We start from the raw sequence: 20,544 nt of genomic DNA on the forward strand, positions 1-20,544 counted from the left end.
CTCTACAATATTTTCTTAGTCGATTACATTGTACTAAAGTGAGCTATATTTGGCTCTTTTTTTATTACACAATTATATGGACATATTCCTTCTTTCGCTATATTTCATTAGATTTTTTTAAGTTTCAACTGATTTTTATGCGCTAACGGGCTTGTTTCCTCACTCTTGCATGTTACGTTTTCTAACGAGCTTGTTCTATCCGTCTTGCACGTTAGAGCACTTCTTTCGCTATCTCATTCTCTTTTAATGTATATTTCTTGTATCGTTGCCCTTTAGATTCAAAGTATTTATTACAAACTCTGCGAATTGTATATATATTTTCTGCATCACACCATTCCATTGCTTCGGCTAAAGTAAATCCTTCTTCACCTTTAATAACTGCTAGTTCTCTAATATTAAAATAGTATAATTCATTTCTTTTGAAATCTTTATTACAACAAATACAAGTAGTAGTTTTCTTTCGCTTTTCGATAACCATTGTATTTAAGTTTTTACAGTTAGGGCATTTAATTCCTTTCTTAATTAAGCTGAAGTCAGGTTTTTCAATACTTTTAAATTGTTGAGAAAACCTTTTTTGTTTTTGAAGTATTTGATTTAATATCGCTTTATCTTTCGCTACTTGAAATGATTGAAAAAGTTTAGAGAATTTATAGAATTCTGATCTTAATAAGACTTGAGATTTATTTGGAATAGTAGATTGAGCCATAAATGTGGGATTCGAAAAGATTAAATATTCTTGAATTGGGAGATTAATATTTATTTCATTGCATAGTTTTTGGAGGTTATTTTTCGCTATACTGAGTTGCATAAACGGAAGTGGATAAGTGTTATTTGATGAACTTTGCATGTAAGAGTTGAAAAAATGGAAGTCTCCATAATAATGTTTAACTTCTAATATACTTATCTGGTTATTATGGACAATTAAAAAATCGACCTGAAATTTCTTATCGACTGTAAATTCTAGATTATGAGCATAAACGACATAATTAATATTTTCCAATGTTTTATTTACAATTAATTCGCCTTCTAATCTCATTAATTTATTTCGTGTCTCATAATCATTATCATACCTAGATTCTAAAGATTTTAAATATAGTGCTTCTGTATTATTATTCATCGCTCACTCCTTATGTCATTTTTTTACATTTATTATAATATCTCTTTTTATCGTTGTCTATCTTATCTTTTTACATAAAAAACGCCCTTAAAAATAGAAAATTACTAATTTTTAAGGGCATAGATTAAGATTATGAAATAATATTTAACTTTTTTCTTTAAAAAGAAAACACTAAATAAGCACAGCGAATATTGATTGTTATTCACTGTACTTATTCTATATTATTTTTAAATTATTTGATTGTTAAGCATTTGTCATATAGACCGTCTTCTTTTTTGATACGGTTTATTAATGTTTCTGCAATAACTGATGGTGTATCTGCTGTATCAACACCACATTCATTAAGTGTTTTGATTTTTTCTGATGCAGTACCTTTACCACCTGAAATGATTGCACCAGCGTGTCCCATACGTTTACCTGGAGGGGCTGTTTGTCCTCCGATAAAGCCAACTACTGGTTTGTTCATATTAGCTTTAATCCATTCAGCTGCTTCTTCTTCCGCTGTTCCACCAATTTCACCAATCATTACAACAGCATATGTTTCATCGTCTTCATTGAAAGCTTTTAGCACATCAATGAAGTCTGTTCCGTTTACTGGGTCTCCGCCAATACCAACTGCTGTTGTTTGACCGATACCAGCTTGTGTTAATTGATGTACTGCTTCGTAAGTTAATGTACCAGAACGTGATACAACACCTACATGGCCTTTTTTATGGATGTAACCAGGCATAATACCAATTTTACATTCGTCAGCAGTGATAACGCCAGGACAGTTTGGTCCTACTAATCGTGTCTTCTTACCTTCTAAGTAACGTTTAACTTTGATCATATCTATAACTGGAATATGTTCAGTAATACAAATAGCTAAATCTAATTCTGCATCTGCACTTTCAATGATTGCATCTGCAGCAAATGGTGCTGGTACATAAATAACTGAAACTGTAGCACCTGTTTCTTCTACCGCTTCTTCTATAGTATTAAATACAGGTACACCTTCAACTACTTGGCCGCCTTTACCAGGTGTAACACCTGCAACGATTTGTGTACCGTAGTCTAACATTTGTTTTGTATGGAAAAGTGCTGTTGCACCAGTAATACCTTGTACTAACACTTTCGTATCTTTATCGATAAATACACTCACGTAACTCTCCGCCTTTCTCTTATCGTTCTTGAACTAATTTAACAATTTTTTGAGCACCGTCAGCCATGATAGATGCAGGTTCGATTGCTAAACCAGATTCTTTTAAGATTTTTTTACCTTGTTCTACATTAGTACCTTCAAGTCTAACTACTAAAGGCATATCTAATGAAACTTCTTTAACAGCAGCTACGATACCTTCCGCAATAACATCACATTTCATAATTCCACCGAAGATATTTACGAAAATACCTTGTACTTTAGAATCTCCTAATATGATTTTAAATGCTTCAGTAACTTTTTCTTTCGTAGCGCCGCCCCCCACGTCAAGGAAGTTAGCCGGATTGCCGCCGAAGTGATTAATTGTATCCATCGTAGCCATAGCTAAACCAGCTCCGTTTACCATACAACCAATATTTCCATCTAATGCAATATATGATAAATCATATTTAGATGCTTCGATTTCTTTTTCGTCTTCTTCTTCTAAGTCACGCATTTCAACGATATCTTTATGTCTGAATAAAGCGTTATCGTCAAAGTTCACTTTTGCATCAAGTGCTAAAACTTCACCGTCACCTGTTGTTACAAGTGGATTGATTTCAACAATTGAACAATCTTTTTCTACAAACACATTATATAAAGACATCATTAATTTTACAGCTTTATTAACTGATTCTTTTGGAATGTTAATATTGAAAGCTATTCTTCTTGCTTGATAAGGCATTAAACCAGTTACTGGATCAATTACTTCTTTGAAGATTTTTTCAGGAGTTGCAGCTGCAACTTCTTCAATTTCAGTTCCGCCTTCTTCAGATGCCATTAATGTAATACGATCAGTTGCTCTGTCGATTACAAAACCGATGTAGTATTCTTTTTGAATATCGCAACCTTCTTCAATTAAAAGTCGTTTTACTTCTTTACCTTCTGGGCCAGTTTGATGTGTTACAAGTACTTTGCCTAATAATTCTTTCGCATACTCGCGAACTTCATCAATAGACTTAGCAATTTTAACCCCACCAGCTTTACCACGCCCACCGGCATGGATTTGCGCTTTCACTACATATACATTTGAATCTAATTCTTTTGCTTTTTCTACTGCTTCAGTAGGTGAAAAAGCCACTGAACCATTAGGTACAGCTACGCCCATAGAGCGAAAAATCTCTTTACCTTGATACTCATGGATATTCATTCTCCATCCTCCTAATACATACATTAATGTTTGCTTACTATTCAATTATAGAAAATGTAAGCGTTATTGTAAACAAGGATGGTCTAATTTCAGGAATTGTTAGAATAATATTTCACTTTTGTCTTAATTGGTTCGAAAGATAACCGATGAATTGGTGTTATTCCATAGTTCTCTACACCTTCTAAATGAGCTTTTGTACCGTAACCTTTATTTTTATCAAATTCATATCCAGGATATTGGCTATTATAATCATTCATTAAACGATCACGATATTCCTTTGCAATTACACTTGCTGCAGCAATAGATACACTATTGGCATCCCCTTTTACTATAGAAGTTTGAGGTATATCAATATCTAATTGCATAGCATCAATTAGTAAATGATCTGGTTTCACATTTAATTGTTCAATAGCTCTTAACATCGCAACTTTTGTTGCTTGATAAATATTTAGTTCGTCTATTTCTTCTACAGTTGCTATTCCTATGCCGACTGATAAAGCTTGTGCATGAATTTGTTGTTCGAATAATTCACGTTTCATTTGAGATAAAGCTTTAGAATCTGTTATACCGATATAATTGTGCCCTGGTTCCAATATCACCGCACTGGCAACAACTGGCCCAGCTAGTGGACCTCTTCCTACTTCATCAATACCACATATTAAAGCATCGCTACTATTCTCTAACAATTTGTTTTCATATTCGCTCATTCTTAAATATTGTGTTTCTAATTTTTGTAGCTGTTCTATCTGTTTTTGCTTTTTATTTAAAGCTGCTTGAACACCTTTTCTTAAATCGTCTTTATAAATTGAAGTTTCTACATCTTCAAAGCTTTTATATTCATTGATTTCAATAGATATTTCTTTAATTGTCTTTTGTTTCATAGAGACTATCCTTCATTTCTTCATATATATCAAAGCAATAATTACCGATTTTAGCATTTCTTAAATCTCTAATTAAAAGTTCTGTAACTGCTTCATAGTCTATTTCATTTCCTCTTTTCAGCATGCCTCTTCTTTTACCAATTTGGTCAAATAATTCTACAACATCATTTTCTTCTGTTAATTCTATTTGATAAAATTTTTGTAATTTTTCAGGGTCGTTTTCAATCAAGAAATTTAATCCATAAATTGCTACTTCATCTAAGTGCACTATGCTATCTTTAATTGCGCCAGTAAGACTCAATTTTTTACCAATTGCTTGATCTTCAAATCTTGGCCATAATATACCTGGTGTATCTAGCAATTCTAATTCTTTACCGACTTTTATCCATTGTTGCTTTTTTGTAACTCCTGGCGTGTTTCCTGTTTTAGCCATCGTTTTTTTGGCTAATTTATTAATGAGCGTTGATTTTCCTACGTTCGGAATACCAACAATCATCGCTCTGATTGCTCTAGGACGCAACCCTTTCCTACGTTCTCTATCGAATTTATCTTTAGTTGCAGCTTTTGCAGCTTTCATTAATTCATTTAAATGTTTACCGTGTTTTGAATCAATTTGAACAGGAAAGAACCCTTCATTTTTAAAGTATTGTGTCCATTTATCTGTTTCACTTTGTTTAGACATATCTTTTTTATTGAGTATTACAACTCTAGGTTTTTGGTTTATGATTTCATCAATCATTGGATTTCTTGACGAAAGTGGTATTCTAGCATCAACGAGTTCGAATACAACATCTACCATTTTTAATTGTTCAGTTACTTCTCTTCTAGCTTTGGCCATATGACCTGGAAACCATTGTATTGTCATTTATATTATCCTTTCTTATTCTAAACTATAGAAATGTGATATATTTACCATATCTATATAGGAGGTTTGTTATGTTAATTTCAATTGTAGTACCCGTTTTCAATGAGGATACTAATATCTCTATTTTACATGAAAAAGTTGCGAACGTCTTTGTTAATTTACCATATGACTTTGAACTTATTTTTATAAATGATGGTTCTACAGACAATTCATTAAATATGATGAAAACTTTAGCAAATTCTGATTCTAATGTTAAATACATTTCTTTCTCCAAGAACTTCGGTAAAGAGTCAGCAATGTTTTGCGGATTAGAACACGCAAATGGTGATGCAACAATTATTATGGATTCAGATATGCAACATCCTCCTGAATTGATACCTGAATTCATTAAATTATATGAAGAAGGCTATCATCAAGTTGTAGCTTCGAGAAATAGAGAAAATGAATCATTTTTAAAACGTATTCCAGCCAATGCTTTTTATAAACTTTCTAAGTATATTGTTGATGTTAAGTTTAAAAGTGGCGAAGGTGACTTTCGTTTAATTTCTAAAAATGTTTTACAAGCTATTTTAAATTTAACTGAATATAATAGATTTTCAAAAGGGATATTTGAATGGGTAGGCTTTTCTAAAACAACTATTACATTTAATCATAAAGATAGAAATCAAGGGAAATCTAAATTCTCTTTCTTTAAATTATTAGATTATGCAATGGATGGCGTAATTAGTTTTAATAATAAACCTTTAAGGATTTGTTTTTATTTTAGTGGAGTTACAATGGTGGTATGTTTATTGTACATTTTAATCACATTTATAAATATCGTGTTACACGGAATCGAAGAACCTGGTTACTTTACGATTATTTCCGCCATTTTATTCTTAGGTAGTTTACAATTATTCAGCCTTGGTGTTATAGGAGAATATATTGGTAGAATATATTATGAAACTAAAAATCGTCCAAAGTATATAATAGATCAAACGAATATGAAAAATAACAATATAGATGAATGAGTAACAGGTGACCTATATGATAAAACGATTTAAAAAATTCTTACATACTAAACAATCTACAATTAAATTTATTCTTTTGCTTGGGCTATTAGCTATTTTAGGACATGGTTATGTCATATATAGATATTTTAAAGATGGCGTGATTTTCACTGGACCAAATGATGGTATTGAACAAATGTTACCTATACAAATGTTTTTATATGAGCATTGGACAAAAGGCTCATTCTTCTACACAACAGATTTAGGTTTAGGTGGAGATATGTTAACTGATTTTGCTTACTATTTCTCTACTAATATCTTATTTATTATAAATGTCATTGTTATCTGGATTAGCTCATTCATATTTAATTTTGATACAGAGCGCATGCTTTTTTGGGCACAAAACGCTATTGTATTATCTATTATAAAATCTTTTTTAATTATGATATCAGTCTACTTTTACACTAAAAAAATCGGTTTAAATCGTTTAAGCTCTGTAGTATCAGCCTTTCTATTTGCTGTGTCACCTATATACTTTAGATTTACAGTATACTGGCCGTTTTTTAGTGATGTTTTTATTTTATTACCCTTACTTTTATTAAGTATAGAACGATTTTTAAAAAATAAAAAAATTGGAATGTTTATCTTAATTGTTGCTCTTACTTTTATTAATAATTTCTATTTTGCTTATTATCAAGTTTTAATAGGAATTTTATATTTTATTTATCGATTTACTTTTAAACATAAAGACGATGTAGTACTTAAATGGCAACAGTTCAAAGTATTTTTCATCGCAAGTTTACTAGGTTTTGGCTGTAGTATTATGATATTTTTCCATTCAGCAAGAGGCTTTATAGGCAATAATAGAGCGACTTATCAAGGTGAAATACCTTTATTATCTGATTTCACAAAACACGACAATATTTTTTACGATAACTATTTAATTGTCGTATTATTTTTAACTATTCAAGCTTTGTTAACTTTTAAACTTTATAAAAATTATTTCTACCGGATGTTTAGTATATTTACAATTCTATTCATTATTGCTAGCTTTATACCTTTTATAGATAGTGTATTTAACGGATTCTCAGCCCCTCAGAAAAGATGGCATTATTTACTTACTTTCTTCTCTAGTGGGCTTATAGCACAATATATATATTATTTTAAATCCTTATCCTTAAAAACATATATATTCACCTGTATTCCGAGCTTCATTGTTATATTATCTAGCTATTTGATCACTAAAGATTATGTTATTTGGATTTGGATGTTACCAGTATTATTTATTATTGGATTATTTCTGTTAATCATGAAATCGTACAAAACTTTAATAATGATTATGTATGTTTTTGGCGTTCTATTACTATCATTTTTAGTATCCAAAGAACATAGTAAAAACCAAATCTATCATGAAGACCATGAAAGAAGAGCAAATACATTCTTTATTCAAGCGAGTACTTTTGATAGTGGATTACAACGTGCTCATATAGATGACATCAATCAAAATACACAAAGTGATGAAAGAATTGCTTGGCGCGTTTTAGAACAAGACAATACACCTATGTACCAACAATTTAAAGGTATGAGTTTATATTCAAGTATTTTTGATGGTCAATTATATGATTATTTATTTTCTAAAGCTAAAATTAATTTAAAAAATGAATCTTTAAGCCGTTATAGTAATATGCAAAATAGATCTAATTTATATAGTTTATGGTCAACTAAATACCTTATGAAGAAAAGTTATGAAAAAGAATCACCTGCTAACTTTAAAGTTGTAAGTGATGACGGTAAATATCAAATATTAAAAAACAAAGAAATGTTACCTGCTGTTAAAGTTACTAATAAGTATTATAATCAAAAACAACTTAAAACACCTTTAGATGAAGAACATGCGATGATAAATGGCGTTATTACTGATAGTCATAGTAGTGATTATTCACAAATTAAAAATGCACCTAATTTATTAAATCAAACGAATATTACAGAACGAAATTCAAAATATAAAAACAATATTTTAACTGTTCCTAAAAATGGTGATGGTTTAACAATTACACTTCCTAAAGAGATTGCTAAAAAATATAAAGATATGTATTTAATGCTACATCTTGAGAGAAAACCACCACAATCTAACTTCTCTATTCAAATCAATGATTATTCTAATAATCGCTTGTTTGAGGATTCAAAGTATAGAATGTTACAAGATGATTTATTATATAGGGTACCTGTTACTAGTGATGGTAAAATATTTATTGCTTTAACGAACGGAACATATAATCTAAAATTACAAGGATTGTATGGAGAAGATTACAAAACTTTAAAATCCGCAAACAAAAAGAAAAATTATTCTTATAAAGAAGAAAATGGCGCTATTGATATTGATTTAAATAATCACAGTGGTGGCATGGCAGTCATTAATATCCCTTATAGAAATGGTATGACTGCTACTGTAGATAATAAAGAAGTTCAAGTCGAGAAAGTGAATCATATTATGACTGGTGTAAACGTGTCTAAAAATAGTAAACATATTAAAATACAATATAAACCACCTTTCTTTAAAACTATGATTTTCGTATCCATTATTTCGATAATATTATCATGTTTATATACAAGAAAAGTGAATAAAAGTTAGTATCAAAAGCATACATATACAATTTAAAACTTGTTCATATGTATGCTTTTTCAAACTATAAAAGTTTGATGATACCATTATATGGGAATAATAAACTAATTATATATCACATAACAAAGAGGGACAAAATGAAAAAAATCATCTATTTAATATTCATTACATTATTTTGCGCGATAATTTTTTATATACCAACTATCTATAAATTTATGAATTATGATTATTTATATACAAGTATTGGTGATGGATTAAAACAAATGATACCTTTTCAAATATATCTCATACAACATGCTAAACTATTTACAATGTTTTATGATATTGATTTTGGATTAGGAGGAGACTACTTCTCTGATCTAAGTTATTATTACGCTACCTCACCATTTGCTTGGATAGGAATTGTATTCGTTCTAGCTTATCAATTTTTTTCACAATCACAGGACCTGCTAAATACTGTATTAACCAACCAAATTGTGATTGCTATCTTTAAATGTGCATGTATTATTTTTATTACATACTTATTATTATTAAAATATCATTTAAATAGAGTATTAGCCTTTGCAGGAAGTATTTTATACGCTTGGTCAACTGTGTATTATTACTTTACTTTTACATGGTCGTTTTTCAGTGATGTTATGTTTTATCTTCCTTTAGCATTATTAGGAATTGAGCGATTATTTACGCAAAAAAAACCTACAGTACTCATTATAGCTATTGCAATCACAATAACATCTAATTTTTATTTTACTTATTATCAATTTATCATTTTAGCATTCTATGTGTTATATAGAATTATATTTAAATATGAAAAAGACATCGTAAATATAAAGCAAAAATTCATCTATACAATCGTTTCAGTATTTATTGCCTTTTTAATTGGTAATTTTGGATTCGTTCAAGGTGTTTTCTCTTACTTAGAAAATGACCGAAGTATCATGAATAATAATGTTGATTTAATAATCCCATTTATAAAACAATATAATGTATTATATGGTGGATTTTATATTACTATTTCTTTCTTATCTGTTACTGCTTTATTTTTACGCCCTTTATATAAAAAGTATTATTTTAAGCTCTTTGCTATAGCTACAATCATATGTCTTATTGGCTCACTATCACCATATTTCGATTCATTTTTTAACGGGTTCTCAATGCCTCAAAGAAGATGGGTTTATGCTCTAGCGTTATCTACTGCTATTTTAACCGCTATGGTAGTACAACACATTAAATTAATAACGATCAAACAGTTTTTATTAGCGTCAATATTACCTATTACCGCTATTTTAGTAACAGCTATTTGGCAACAAACATTTTATTATTGGTTAATTTTTGTACCTATTTTATGCATTTTACTATTGTTTAAAATAACTTATAAACACCAATATATTAATATTCTTATTTGTATCGTTTTAATGGCGAGTCAATTTGCTTTAATTTATGACTATCAAAATAAAATACTTTCAAAATATACACCTAAGAAGGATTCCATTAAAGATTCTCATATATATACAGAGAAAACAGCTTCTAAAATTAATCATTTAAAAGAAAATAAAATAGATGATTTAAGAAGAATCGATATGTTGCGCCCAATCACAGTCAATTCACCTATGTACTATAACTTTAATAGCACAAAACTGTATAGCAGTATATACAATGCAGATATATTAAAGTTTTATGAAAAAGATTTATTTGTGAGTATGCCTAAAAATAGCAATAGTTATTATGCTGGTTTTTCAGAAAGAAGTAACTTAAACAGCTTGTTTAACGTCGATTACGTAATCAAGGATAAGAACGACTTACATTACCCTACTAACACTGAGAGAATTGATTCGTATAAGGATCAAGATAGAACTAATCGCATATATGAAAATACAAAAAAACTACCTAGTGCTCGAGTTGTTAATAAAGTATTTGATGATAAAAATTTAAATACACCACTAGTTAAAGAACATGCTATGTTAAATGGAATGATTGATAATCATAAAGACTCAAAAGAGCAAATTAAACAGCCAAAAGATTTACTTGATTCGTCTAAAATTTCGTATAACAATGCAAAACTAGACAATAAAGAATTAACTGTTACAAAAGATGGCGGTGGTTTAACAATTAATCTACCTAAAGACACTTCAGAAAAATATAAAGATTTATATTTTATGATAGATGCTGAGATCAAGAAACCAAAAGACAAAAATTATTACATTAAAGTGAATGAACATAAAATTTTCAGGCATAAATTATCATATACTTATGTAAGACCGAGCCATACAACTACAGCAAATATAAGGGCTCAAAATACTGTGCATATCAAACTTAAAAAAGGCACTTATCATTTTGATTTAAAATCAATTCAAGGAGAAGATTATTCAACTTTAAAAAATGCTGTGAAGCAAAGTAAAAATCAAGATATTAAGTTTCACAATAAAAAAAACCACTACCAAATTGATATGAAACGACACCCTTCTGGTCATCTCGTCATGCCACTTGTTTATAGAGAAGGATTGAAAGCTACCGTTGATGGGAAACCTGTAGATATAAAGAAAGTAAATTATATTATGTCTAGTATTCCTGTTGAAAAAGGTCAAAAGAAAGTTATCATTACTTATCAACCGCCATTATTTAAAACGAGTATGGTCGCAATGTTTATAGGTGTCATACTATTAATTGTATTTCGTAAAACTATACGTAAAAAAGATTCTAAAATATAAATTTCTTTCTCAAAATTAAAAAACAAAACCGGCTAAGACAAAATGTCTCAGCCGGTTTTCTACTTAAAATAAAGGACAAATCCTTATATTTTAATTTATCTAATTTCTTTAATACGAGCAGCTTTACCACGTAAGCTACGTAAGTAGTAAAGTTTCGCACGACGTACTTTACCGCGACGTTTAACTTCGATCTTTTCGATTTTCGGAGTGTGTACTGGGAATGTACGTTCAACTCCAACACCGTAAGATAATTTACGAACTGTAAATGTTTCTGAAATTCCGCCACCACGACGTTTGATTACTACACCTTCGAATACTTGGATACGCTCACGGCTACCCTCAACGATACGTACGTGTACACGTAAAGTGTCACCTGCGCGGAATGTAGGAATATCCGTACGTAATTGGTCTTTAGTTACTGCTTCGATTAACTTATGATTACTCATTTATATTCTCTCCTTCTGACTATGTTCTTGCCCAATAATAAATTTAAAATACATTCAATGCTGGCAGCGGATCATAGTGATTTTGTGCTCACACACTTATAATACTATATCATAATGCTTATTTTCATTCAATCTATTTTTTATTGTTGTTTAGAATTTTTTTGTCTTTTTCAGTTAGTGGATATTGCTCTAATAAATCCGGTCTTCTTTCCAAAGTTCTTAATAGAGATTGTTCATGTCTCCACTTGTCGATGTTTGCATGATTCCCTGATAACAATACATCAGGAACTTTCATGCCTTGATAATCAGCCGGTCTTGTATATTGTGGGTGTTCAAGTAAACCAGATGAAAATGAATCATCTTCATGAGATACTTGATTTCCTAAAACTCCTGGTACTAATCTTACAATTGCGTCTGTCATTGTCATGCTCGCTAGCTCTCCGCCAGTCAATACATAGTCACCTATTGATATTTCATCTGTTACACAATGCGTTCTAATTCTTTCATCATATCCTTCATAATGACCGCATATAAACACAATGTGTTCACTTTCAGATAATGATTCAGCTTTTTCCTGTGTAAACGGTTCTCCTTGAGGGCACATTAAAATAACTCTTGTATCTGGTGTTTTATCTAAATCTTCCAAGGCGTTAAAGATTGGTTCTGGTTTCAATACCATACCTTGTCCGCCACCGTATGGATAATCATCTACTTGTGAATGTTTGTTATTTGCGTAATCTCTAAAATTCACTGTATTAAATGATACGATATTTTTATCTTGAGCTCTTTTCATAATAGAATGATTAAGAACACCTTCGTACATTTCAGGGAATAAAGTTAAATAATCAATTTTCATTAGTCTAATAAACCTTCCATCGGTTCTATTCTGATTGATTTATTTTCAATGTCTATGTCTTTAACAACATCTTCAATATAAGGAATGAGATACTCTTTCTCTCCTTTAACCACCCACACATCATTTGCACCAGTTTCAAAAATTTCTGTTACTTCTCCAATTGCATCTTTTTCGACGAATACCGTACAACCGATTATATCTGAATAATAATATTCATTTTCATCTAATTCAATTGCATCATTTTCTTGCTCTTGAAAAATTTTAGAGCCTTTTAAGTGCTCAATTTCGTTTATGTTTTGAACACCTTCAAACGTTAATAAATGAAAATTTTTATGCATTCTGTGAGATGCGATTACAAAAGTTTGTTCCTCTTTACTATGTTTAACTGTTACATGTTGACCAGGTTGAAATCTTTCATCAGTAAAATCTGATTCAGACATTACTTTGACTTCACCTTTGATTCCATGCGTATTTACGATTTTCCCAATTTCAACGTTCATCTAGCATTGCCTCCTAACTGTTGTTTCATCAACAATAAAAAAGAGCACCAAAGTAGGCACTCTTAATTAACCTCTACAAACACTTTCTTTCCATACTCGTTCATTGAACCAGACACAATTGTACGAATTGCTTTAATCATTCTGCCCTTCTTACCAATAATTCTGCCAATGTCCTCTTCATGAACGTCTATATTGAACGTAATGCTAGAATCTTGTTCATCTTTAGATATATTGATGTTCTCCGGATAATCTACGAGCGGTACTATAATTGTTTGTATTAATTTTTCCATTATAATCTATCTTTACTTAGAAAGTTTAGAATTATGGTATTTTTCCATGATACCGTGTGTTGATAAGATATCACGAACTGTATCAGTTGGTTTTGCTCCATCTTTTAACCATTTTAAAGCTAATTCTTCATCAATTTTAACAATTGAACCTGATTTAGCAACTGGATCATAAGTACCGATTGGTTCGATAATACGACCATCACGTGGAGAACGTGCATCTGCTACTACTATACGATAAAATGGGTTTCTTTTTGAACCCTTGCGTGTTAAACGAATTTTAACTGCCATGTTTAAAAACTCCTTACTCATTTATAATTTCTTTTCTACAAGTAAATACTATAACAGGATATAAAAAGTTTGTAAAGTGTTTTCTCTTTACCAATTTAAATTTGTCTAAAATTTGTTTATAAAAAGATGGATTTCTATCTAACCATACTCAAAATAATTCTCCTAATCCCTTATATATTTAATTAACGGATTAGGAGAATTTATTTTAAATTAAAATGGTAAATTCATTCCTTGGAATGGATTGCTACCTTTTTTGCCTTTTTTACCTTTTTTATTGCTACCAGTAAATTGTTTCATCATTTTTTTCATTTCGCCAAATTGTTTAATCAATCTATTCACTTCTTGTAATGAACGACCAGAACCTTTAGCGATACGACGTTTTCTAGAAACGTTCAGTATTTCTGGATTACTTCTTTCTTCTAATGTCATAGATCTAATAATAGCTTGAACATTATCTATTTGTTTAGGATCCATGTTTGCATTTTTCATACCCTTCATTTTATTAGCTCCAGGTATCATGTTCATTAAATCATCTAATGGACCTAAGTCTTTAACTTGCTCTAGCTGATCTAAGAAATCATCGAATGTAAACGCAGAAGTTCGCATTTTCTTTTCTAATTCTTTAGCTTTTGTTTCATCTACACCTTGTTGAGCTTTTTCGATTAAACTTAATACATCACCCATACCTAAGATTCTAGATGCCATACGTTCTGGATGGAATAATTCAAGTCCATCTAATTTTTCACTCATACCGATAAATTTAATAGGTTTTTCAGTTACAGAACGAATAGATAGCGCAGCACCACCACGTGTGTCTCCGTCTAATTTCGTTAATGTAACACCTGAAATATCTAAAGTTTCATCAAATGATTCTGCTACATTTACAGCATCTTGACCAGTCATTGCATCTACAACTAACATGATTTCATCAGGTGTAGAAACTTCTTTCACATCAACCAACTCATTCATTAATGCTTCATCAATATGAAGTCGTCCAGCTGTATCAATGATAACAAAATCCAAGTGTTCTTCTTTAGCATATTTTAATGCATTTTCCGTAATTTCTTTAGGACTTACTTGATCTCCTTCAGTATAGACAGGGACATCTATTTGTTTACCAACTGTTTGTAATTGTTGAATAGCAGCCGGTCTATAAATATCACATGCTACTAATAAAGGCTTTTTATTATAATTTTTTCTCATTAGCATAGCTAATTTACCAGCAGTTGTCGTTTTACCTGCACCTTGTAAACCAACCATCATCACCACTGTTGGTGGCTTAGTACTCATATTAATTTTGCTATTTTCTCCACCCATTAAAGCTGTTAATTCATCTTGAACAATTTTAATAACTTGTTGTCCAGGTGTTAAAGATTGCATAACATCTGCGCCAAGGGCACGTTCTGAAACAGTGTTAACAAATTTCTTTACGACTTTAAAGTTAACGTCTGCTTCTAATAATGCTAAACGTACTTCACGCATCATTGCTTTAATATCTTGTTCAGTTACCTTACCTTTACCTTTGATGCGTTGCATCGTGGCTTGAAGTCTCTCGGATAAACCTTCAAATGCCATAATTTCTCCTCCTATTCAAGAATCTCTAAGCGTTTTATAGCTTGCTTAATTTCTTGATTATCTGATGACAATCTTTTTAATTCTTGTATTATAGACTGTCTTTCTTTAAATTTTTTAAAGAGTTGCAATTTCGTTTCATATTCTTCTAACAACTCATCTGTCCGTTTTATATTATCATATACAGCTTGTCGACTCACTTGATAAGTCTCTGCAATTTCACTTAAAGCATAATCTTCCAAATAATATAGTTCTAAATAGTTGCGTTGCTTTTCAGTTAATAATCCTTGATAAAAATCAAACAGATAATTCATGCGCATTGTTTTGATTAAATCATTATTTTCTTTCATCTTCATCCACTTCTTCAGTTGTATTTTCAACACTTTCATTTGATTCAATCATATCAGCAAATAACCCATATACGTAACTTTCAGCATCAAATGGTTGTAAATCATCCATTTTTTCACCTAATCCTACAAATTTAACTGGAATTTGTAGTTCATTACGTATGGCTAATACAATACCACCTTTTGCTGTACCGTCAAGCTTAGTTAACACAATACCTGTTACTTGAGTTACTTCTTTAAATGATTTGGCTTGAGATAAAGCATTCTGACCTGTCGTTGCATCTAAAGCTAACAATACTTCGTGTGGTGCACCAGGAATATTACGATCTATAACTTTTCTTACTTTCTGTAATTCATTCATCAAGTTCGCTTTGTTTTGTAATCTTCCAGCTGTATCACAAATTAAAACATCCGCTCCACGACTTTTAGCAGCGTTAACTGCATCATACATTACCGCAGCTGGATCTGAGCCTTCTTTTTGACTGATGACTTCAACGCCAACTCTTTCTCCCCATACTTGTAATTGTTCAATTGCACCTGCACGGAAAGTGTCACCAGCCGCTAATATTACTTTTTTACCTTCTTGTTTATATCTATGCGCTAATTTACCGATTGTAGTCGTTTTTCCAACTCCATTAACACCGACCATCAATATAACGTTTAATCTGTCATCCTCAATGTCCATGCGGTCAATCTCTTGATCACCTTGAACATATATGTCTACGATTTTTTCTACAATTACTTCTCTAAGCTCTTCTGTTTCAGTAATGTTTTGACGTTTAGCTTCCATACGTAGCTCATCAACAAGTTCCATTACTGTATTAAATCCTACGTCTGCTTGAATTAACATTTCTTCTAACGCTTCAAAGAAATCTTCGTCGACTTTTCTGTAAACAGCTAACAAGTCATTTAATTTATTTTGGAAATTCTCTCTAGATTTTTCTAGACCTTGCTTAAATTTAGCACCTAGTTGTTCTGATTCCCACTCTTCAAATTCATCTAAAGACATTAAACCATCATTAAGTTCTACCGCTTCAGGATTTTGTTTTTCATTTGATTCGGGAGGTAAATCTTCTATAGGTTGTTCCTCTTTAGTTTCAATTTCATCTTTTTTTACTTCATCGCTTGGTGCAAATTTATTTTTTAATCGTTTAAAAAAACTCATGACTGCAATGCCTCCAATTCTTCATCTTTAATTGATTTTAAGTTAACACTCACAAGTTTAGATATACCTGCCTCTTGCATCGTCACACCATATAAACTATCTGCGTATGACATTGTACCTTTTCTATGTGTAATAACAATAAATTGTGTATCTGCTTTTAGTTTATTCAAGTACTCAGCATATCTAATAACATTATGTTCATCAAGCGCTGCTTCAACTTCATCTAGTATAACAAATGGCGCTGTTCGTACTTTCAAAATAGCAAATAACAAGCTAATTGCTGATAGTGCACGTTCTCCACCGCTTAATAAAGATAAGTACTGTCTATTTTTGCCTGGTGGTTGTACAACAATTTCCACGCCTGAATCAAGTATATCTTTATCAGTCAATTGAAGTTCAGCTCTACCACCATTAAATAAAGTTTTAAATACGTTACCAAAATGTTGATTCACTTCATCAAATGTTTCTTTAAATCGTGTAGATACTTCACTATCCATTTCTAATATTACTTGTTCTAGTGTTTCTTTAGCTTCTAGTAAATCTGTTCTTTGATCACTTAAGAAAGTATATCTATCATTAACCTCTTTAAATTGCTCGATAGCATTCAAATTAACATGGCCTAATTCTTCGATAGACATTTTAGTGAGTTTGACTGTTTTACGTGCTTCTGAAATATCTTCGGGCATTTCATACATCGACTCAGCTTTTTCAAATGTAAGTTGATACGTCTCACTTAAGTGCGTCAACTGGTGTTCAATCATTATATCTATTTTCGAATGTTTACTTACCATATCTTGTAGACCTGTTTCTATTCCAGAAATACTTTGTCTTAATGTTTCTATGTCTTCCTCAAGTTTTTGAATTTCTTCTTGAATAGCTCTATACATATCTTGTTGTTCTGACATTTTTGTTTCTATTTCAAGTTTTGTATTAGTACTTTGTTCTATTTGTTTTTCAACTTCATCAAACTGACTAGTACCACTGTATTCATCCGAGTTAACTAATTCAATTTGATCTAAAATTTTTGTTAATGTATTTTCATTTTCATTTAAATCCTCAGTTAACCGTTTTTTATCTTGTACTTTCAGACGATTTCTCTCTTTTTCCACTGCGAGGTTTGATCGTTTTTCATTTAATAAATTTTGTATCGTTTTTTCACTATCTTTGTTATTAGATAACGATGCGTTTAATTGATTGATTTCTTCATCTATTGACTTAAGGCGTCCTTGAATTTCAACAAGTAATGATTGTTTTTCTTTTAAAGTTTCTTGCCCTTTTATGAAATTATAACCATCGTTCTTTTCAAACTCGAACGTTTCATTTTCATCTATTAAACGTTTTTCTTTTGCTAAAATAGAATCTAACTGCAATGTCACTTCGTGTTCACTTGCTCTAAGCTCCGTGCCTTTTTCTTGTGTTTCTGAAAGAGTTTTTTCTAATTGTTGAATTTCTTCTTTTAAATTTTTAACTTTTGATTCTACTTGTGTTGTCTGTTTCATAAAGTTATGGTATTTATCTTCAGTTGTCTTAAGTTCATCTTTTTGAGATAAGAGACTCGCTTTTTTCTCTTTACCTCCACCAGTCATCGCACCTCCAGGAGTAATAATATCTCCATCTAGTGTTACAATTCTATGTTTAAATTGAATTGTTCTAGCTAGCTCATTAGCAGTTTCTAAACTTTCCGCAATAATCGTACTACCTAATAAATGCTCTACTATATTGCGATACTGTTCATCAAACTGGACACCTTCTGATGCTACTGTAACAAATCCAGGACTGTTTTTAATTTGATTTACTACATTATCTGGTATAAATCTCTTTTTGATGACATTCATTGGTAAAAATGTTGCTCTACCTAACTTTTTATCTTTTAAATATTTAATCGCTAATCTTGCATCTTTCTCTTCTCGAACAATAATATGCTGTAATGAAGCTCCAAGCGCAATTTCAACTGCTGTAGTTAACTGCGTAGGCGTATCAATAATTTCAGCTACTGCCCCTTCTATGCCTTTTAAAGATTTTTCCTTTAGTACATGCTTTACACCAGAATAAAAACCAGAATAATCTTCTTGCATACTTTTAAGTGTATTAATACGTGTTTTCATTTGTTCAGTGTATCTATATGCTTGATAAAGTTTAGATTCAGACTCTTTATACTCTGTTTCTTTCTCTTTTAAAATCGCGTAATCAGATTTATATTTTTCCGTTGTTTCTTTCAAATCCGTTTCAATTTGTTCTAATTGTTTACTTACTGTTTCTTTCTCTTTCCAGACATTTTGTAAATGATCATATACTTCTTTTTGACGACCATCTAACCTTGATTGTTTTTCTTGATGAGTTGCTAATTTATCTTCTAAAAATCTAATATCATTATTTATATCAGATTGTTCTGTCATTAATTGATAATATTGATCTTTCAGTTCTTCAATACGTTCCTCGAAAGAACCTTCATTATTAGAAAGTTGGCTTTCAAGTTGATTAATCTCTTGAAGCATTACTTGTTGTTTTTCCTTAAATGAAGATAGTTCAACATCGATTTCTTTAATTTGATTAGTTATTTTATCAATACGAGATTGCGTAAGGTTTTTATCTTCTTCTAATCTTTCATTTGTAGCATCACTATTTTTTTGTCTTTCTTTTAAAACTTCTAATTGACCTGTGTAACGCTCTAATGATTCTGTCGCTTCTACTAAAGATTTATTAGATTCTTGTATTTTAAATGAAATTTGATCACGATTCTTTTTCTTATCATTCAACTTAAATGTTAATCCATCTAATTCAGAAGTCTTTTGATTTTTTTGTGCTTGGAAATGCTCTATATCAGTTTCTAATTGTTTAAAATCTTTATTTAAGCTTTGAATATCATAAACAGTAACTGTAATATCACTCTTTTTCATTTCTTCTTTCAAAGAAAGATATTCTTCAGCGATTGCTGCTTCTTCCCTTAAAGGTTCTACACGTGCTTCTAAATCGAATACTATATCTTCAACTCGGTTTAAATTTTGCTCTGTTTCTTCAAGTTTAGTAGTCGCTTCTTTTTTACGCTTTTTATATTTAAGTACACCAGCAGCTTCTTCAATTAAATAACGTCTATCGCTAGGTTTAGCATTTAATACTTCATCAACTTTCCCTTGAGATATAATGCTAAAAGCTTCTTTACCTAAACCAGAATCTAAAAATAAATCTAATATAGATTTCAATCGAGTTCTTTCATTATTAAGATAATACTCACTGTCACCATTACGATATAATCTTCTTTCAACTGTAATTGTGTCTTCATCTATATTAAGTTTTCTAGAATGATTGTCTAAAGTTAATTTCACTTCAGCATATTGACATTTTTTTCGTTCTTTAGATCCATTAAAAATAATATCTTCCATCTTCGATCCTCGAAGACTCTTGGCAGATTGTTCACCAAGCACCCATTTTATAGCGTCCGTTATATTACTTTTACCACTACCATTTGGGCCGACTATTGCAGTTACACCATTATCAAATTCAACATGTGTATTTTCTGCAAATGATTTAAATCCGTATGCATCTATCGACTTTAAATAAACCATAAATTAC

General features: G+C 30.7%; 17 protein-coding genes. 3 read left to right on the top strand and 14 right to left on the bottom strand.

Translation table 11 applies throughout. From position 1 onward, the window contains the following. Positions 1-211: 211 nt before the first annotated feature. The 5 genes from LQ688_RS11105 to ylqF all read right to left on the bottom strand — a co-directional run bounded on the left by LQ688_RS11105 (position 212) and on the right by ylqF (position 5,190). Positions 212-1,117 (bottom strand): nuclease-related domain-containing protein, encoded by a 906-nt coding sequence (locus LQ688_RS11105; RefSeq protein ID WP_239724780.1) that lies wholly within the window; start codon positions 1,115-1,117, stop codon positions 212-214. 232 nt (positions 1,118-1,349) lie between these two features. Further along, a complete protein-coding gene (sucD, locus tag LQ688_RS11110) occupies positions 1,350-2,258 on the bottom strand; it encodes a succinate--CoA ligase subunit alpha (RefSeq protein WP_017000096.1) in 909 nt (302 codons plus the stop codon). A gap of 19 nt (positions 2,259-2,277) precedes the next feature. Further along, positions 2,278-3,444, bottom strand: coding sequence for an ADP-forming succinate--CoA ligase subunit beta (gene sucC, locus LQ688_RS11115; RefSeq protein WP_017000097.1), 1,167 nt, complete (start codon positions 3,442-3,444; stop codon positions 2,278-2,280). Between the two features lie 89 nt (positions 3,445-3,533). Then, on the bottom strand, positions 3,534-4,325 hold the full coding sequence (locus tag LQ688_RS11120; protein ID WP_017000098.1) for a ribonuclease HII: 792 nt from the start codon (positions 4,323-4,325) through the stop codon (positions 3,534-3,536). Then, on the bottom strand, positions 4,306-5,190 hold the full coding sequence (ylqF, locus tag LQ688_RS11125) for a ribosome biogenesis GTPase YlqF (RefSeq protein ID WP_017000099.1): 885 nt from the start codon (positions 5,188-5,190) through the stop codon (positions 4,306-4,308). Before ylqF ends, LQ688_RS11120 begins: the two co-directional genes overlap by 20 nt. 71 nt (positions 5,191-5,261) lie before the next feature. Between ylqF and LQ688_RS11130 the strand changes: the two genes are divergently transcribed. The 3 genes from LQ688_RS11130 (at position 5,262) to LQ688_RS11140 (ending at position 11,510) form a co-directional block, all read left to right on the top strand. Then, the gene (locus LQ688_RS11130; RefSeq protein ID WP_017000100.1) at positions 5,262-6,200 is read left to right on the top strand and encodes a glycosyltransferase family 2 protein; all 939 of its coding nucleotides are present in this window, start codon (positions 5,262-5,264) and stop codon (positions 6,198-6,200) included. Between the two features lie 16 nt (positions 6,201-6,216). Next, entirely contained in the window at positions 6,217-8,811 is a 2,595-nt protein-coding gene (locus LQ688_RS11135) for a YfhO family protein (protein ID WP_239724779.1), read from the top strand. Between the two features lie 128 nt (positions 8,812-8,939). Next, the gene (locus LQ688_RS11140) at positions 8,940-11,510 is read left to right on the top strand and encodes a YfhO family protein (RefSeq protein ID WP_239724778.1); all 2,571 of its coding nucleotides are present in this window, start codon (positions 8,940-8,942) and stop codon (positions 11,508-11,510) included. A gap of 95 nt (positions 11,511-11,605) precedes the next feature. Here the strand turns inward: LQ688_RS11140 and rplS are convergent, their stop codons facing one another. The 9 genes from rplS to smc all read right to left on the bottom strand — a co-directional run bounded on the left by rplS (position 11,606) and on the right by smc (position 20,537). Beyond that, the gene (rplS, locus tag LQ688_RS11145) at positions 11,606-11,956 is read right to left on the bottom strand and encodes a 50S ribosomal protein L19 (RefSeq protein WP_064204040.1); all 351 of its coding nucleotides are present in this window, start codon (positions 11,954-11,956) and stop codon (positions 11,606-11,608) included. A 133-nt stretch (positions 11,957-12,089) separates the two neighbouring features. Then, positions 12,090-12,812, bottom strand: coding sequence for a tRNA (guanosine(37)-N1)-methyltransferase TrmD (trmD, locus tag LQ688_RS11150; RefSeq protein ID WP_017000104.1), 723 nt, complete (start codon positions 12,810-12,812; stop codon positions 12,090-12,092). Then, positions 12,812-13,312 (bottom strand): ribosome maturation factor RimM, encoded by a 501-nt coding sequence (gene rimM / locus LQ688_RS11155; protein ID WP_147640629.1) that lies wholly within the window; start codon positions 13,310-13,312, stop codon positions 12,812-12,814. The genes trmD and rimM overlap by 1 nt, the downstream gene beginning before the upstream one ends. A gap of 62 nt (positions 13,313-13,374) precedes the next feature. Next, complete coding sequence (locus tag LQ688_RS11160) at positions 13,375-13,602, bottom strand: KH domain-containing protein (protein WP_016910740.1); 228 nt, start codon at positions 13,600-13,602, stop codon at positions 13,375-13,377. Between the two features lie 12 nt (positions 13,603-13,614). After that, positions 13,615-13,890 carry a 30S ribosomal protein S16 gene (rpsP, locus tag LQ688_RS11165; RefSeq protein WP_064211533.1) on the bottom strand — a complete coding sequence of 92 codons (276 nt, stop codon included), beginning with the start codon at positions 13,888-13,890 and terminating at the stop codon, positions 13,615-13,617. Between the two features lie 210 nt (positions 13,891-14,100). Then, positions 14,101-15,465, bottom strand: coding sequence for a signal recognition particle protein (gene ffh / locus LQ688_RS11170; protein WP_064204043.1), 1,365 nt, complete (start codon positions 15,463-15,465; stop codon positions 14,101-14,103). 11 nt (positions 15,466-15,476) lie between these two features. After that, a complete protein-coding gene (locus tag LQ688_RS11175; protein WP_017000108.1) occupies positions 15,477-15,812 on the bottom strand; it encodes a putative DNA-binding protein in 336 nt (111 codons plus the stop codon). Beyond that, positions 15,799-16,974 (bottom strand): signal recognition particle-docking protein FtsY, encoded by a 1,176-nt coding sequence (gene ftsY / locus LQ688_RS11180; RefSeq protein WP_064211534.1) that lies wholly within the window; start codon positions 16,972-16,974, stop codon positions 15,799-15,801. Before ftsY ends, LQ688_RS11175 begins: the two co-directional genes overlap by 14 nt. After that, positions 16,971-20,537, bottom strand: coding sequence for a chromosome segregation protein SMC (smc, locus tag LQ688_RS11185; protein WP_239724777.1), 3,567 nt, complete (start codon positions 20,535-20,537; stop codon positions 16,971-16,973). The genes ftsY and smc overlap by 4 nt, the downstream gene beginning before the upstream one ends. Positions 20,538-20,544: the final 7 nt, after the last annotated feature.

The sequence above is a fragment of the Mammaliicoccus sp. J-M40 genome (genome assembly GCF_022386395.1).
GTDB classification, from domain to species: domain Bacteria; phylum Bacillota; class Bacilli; order Staphylococcales; family Staphylococcaceae; genus Mammaliicoccus; species Mammaliicoccus lentus.

Bases quoted from the DNA above. Each gene is read 5' to 3' on its own strand.
- ffh (WP_064204043.1), bottom strand. From the start codon at position 15,465: ATGGCATTTGAAGGTTTATCCGAGAGACTTCAAGCCACGATGCAACGC.
- sucC (WP_017000097.1), bottom strand. From the start codon at position 3,444: ATGAATATCCATGAGTATCAAGGTAAAGAGATTTTTCGCTCTATGGGC.
- rpsP (WP_064211533.1), bottom strand. From the start codon at position 13,890: ATGGCAGTTAAAATTCGTTTAACACGCAAGGGTTCAAAAAGAAACCCA.
- smc (WP_239724777.1), bottom strand. From the start codon at position 20,537: ATGGTTTATTTAAAGTCGATAGATGCATACGGATTTAAATCATTTGCA.
- ftsY (WP_064211534.1), bottom strand. From the start codon at position 16,974: ATGAGTTTTTTTAAACGATTAAAAAATAAATTTGCACCAAGCGATGAA.
- LQ688_RS11175 (WP_017000108.1), bottom strand. From the start codon at position 15,812: ATGAAAGAAAATAATGATTTAATCAAAACAATGCGCATGAATTATCTG.
- LQ688_RS11140 (WP_239724778.1), top strand. From the start codon at position 8,940: ATGAAAAAAATCATCTATTTAATATTCATTACATTATTTTGCGCGATA.
- rimM (WP_147640629.1), bottom strand. From the start codon at position 13,312: ATGAACGTTGAAATTGGGAAAATCGTAAATACGCATGGAATCAAAGGT.
- LQ688_RS11160 (WP_016910740.1), bottom strand. From the start codon at position 13,602: ATGGAAAAATTAATACAAACAATTATAGTACCGCTCGTAGATTATCCG.
- ylqF (WP_017000099.1), bottom strand. From the start codon at position 5,190: ATGACAATACAATGGTTTCCAGGTCATATGGCCAAAGCTAGAAGAGAA.
- LQ688_RS11130 (WP_017000100.1), top strand. From the start codon at position 5,262: ATGTTAATTTCAATTGTAGTACCCGTTTTCAATGAGGATACTAATATC.
- LQ688_RS11135 (WP_239724779.1), top strand. From the start codon at position 6,217: ATGATAAAACGATTTAAAAAATTCTTACATACTAAACAATCTACAATT.
- LQ688_RS11120 (WP_017000098.1), bottom strand. From the start codon at position 4,325: ATGAAACAAAAGACAATTAAAGAAATATCTATTGAAATCAATGAATAT.
- trmD (WP_017000104.1), bottom strand. From the start codon at position 12,812: ATGAAAATTGATTATTTAACTTTATTCCCTGAAATGTACGAAGGTGTT.
- LQ688_RS11105 (WP_239724780.1), bottom strand. From the start codon at position 1,117: ATGAATAATAATACAGAAGCACTATATTTAAAATCTTTAGAATCTAGG.
- rplS (WP_064204040.1), bottom strand. From the start codon at position 11,956: ATGAGTAATCATAAGTTAATCGAAGCAGTAACTAAAGACCAATTACGT.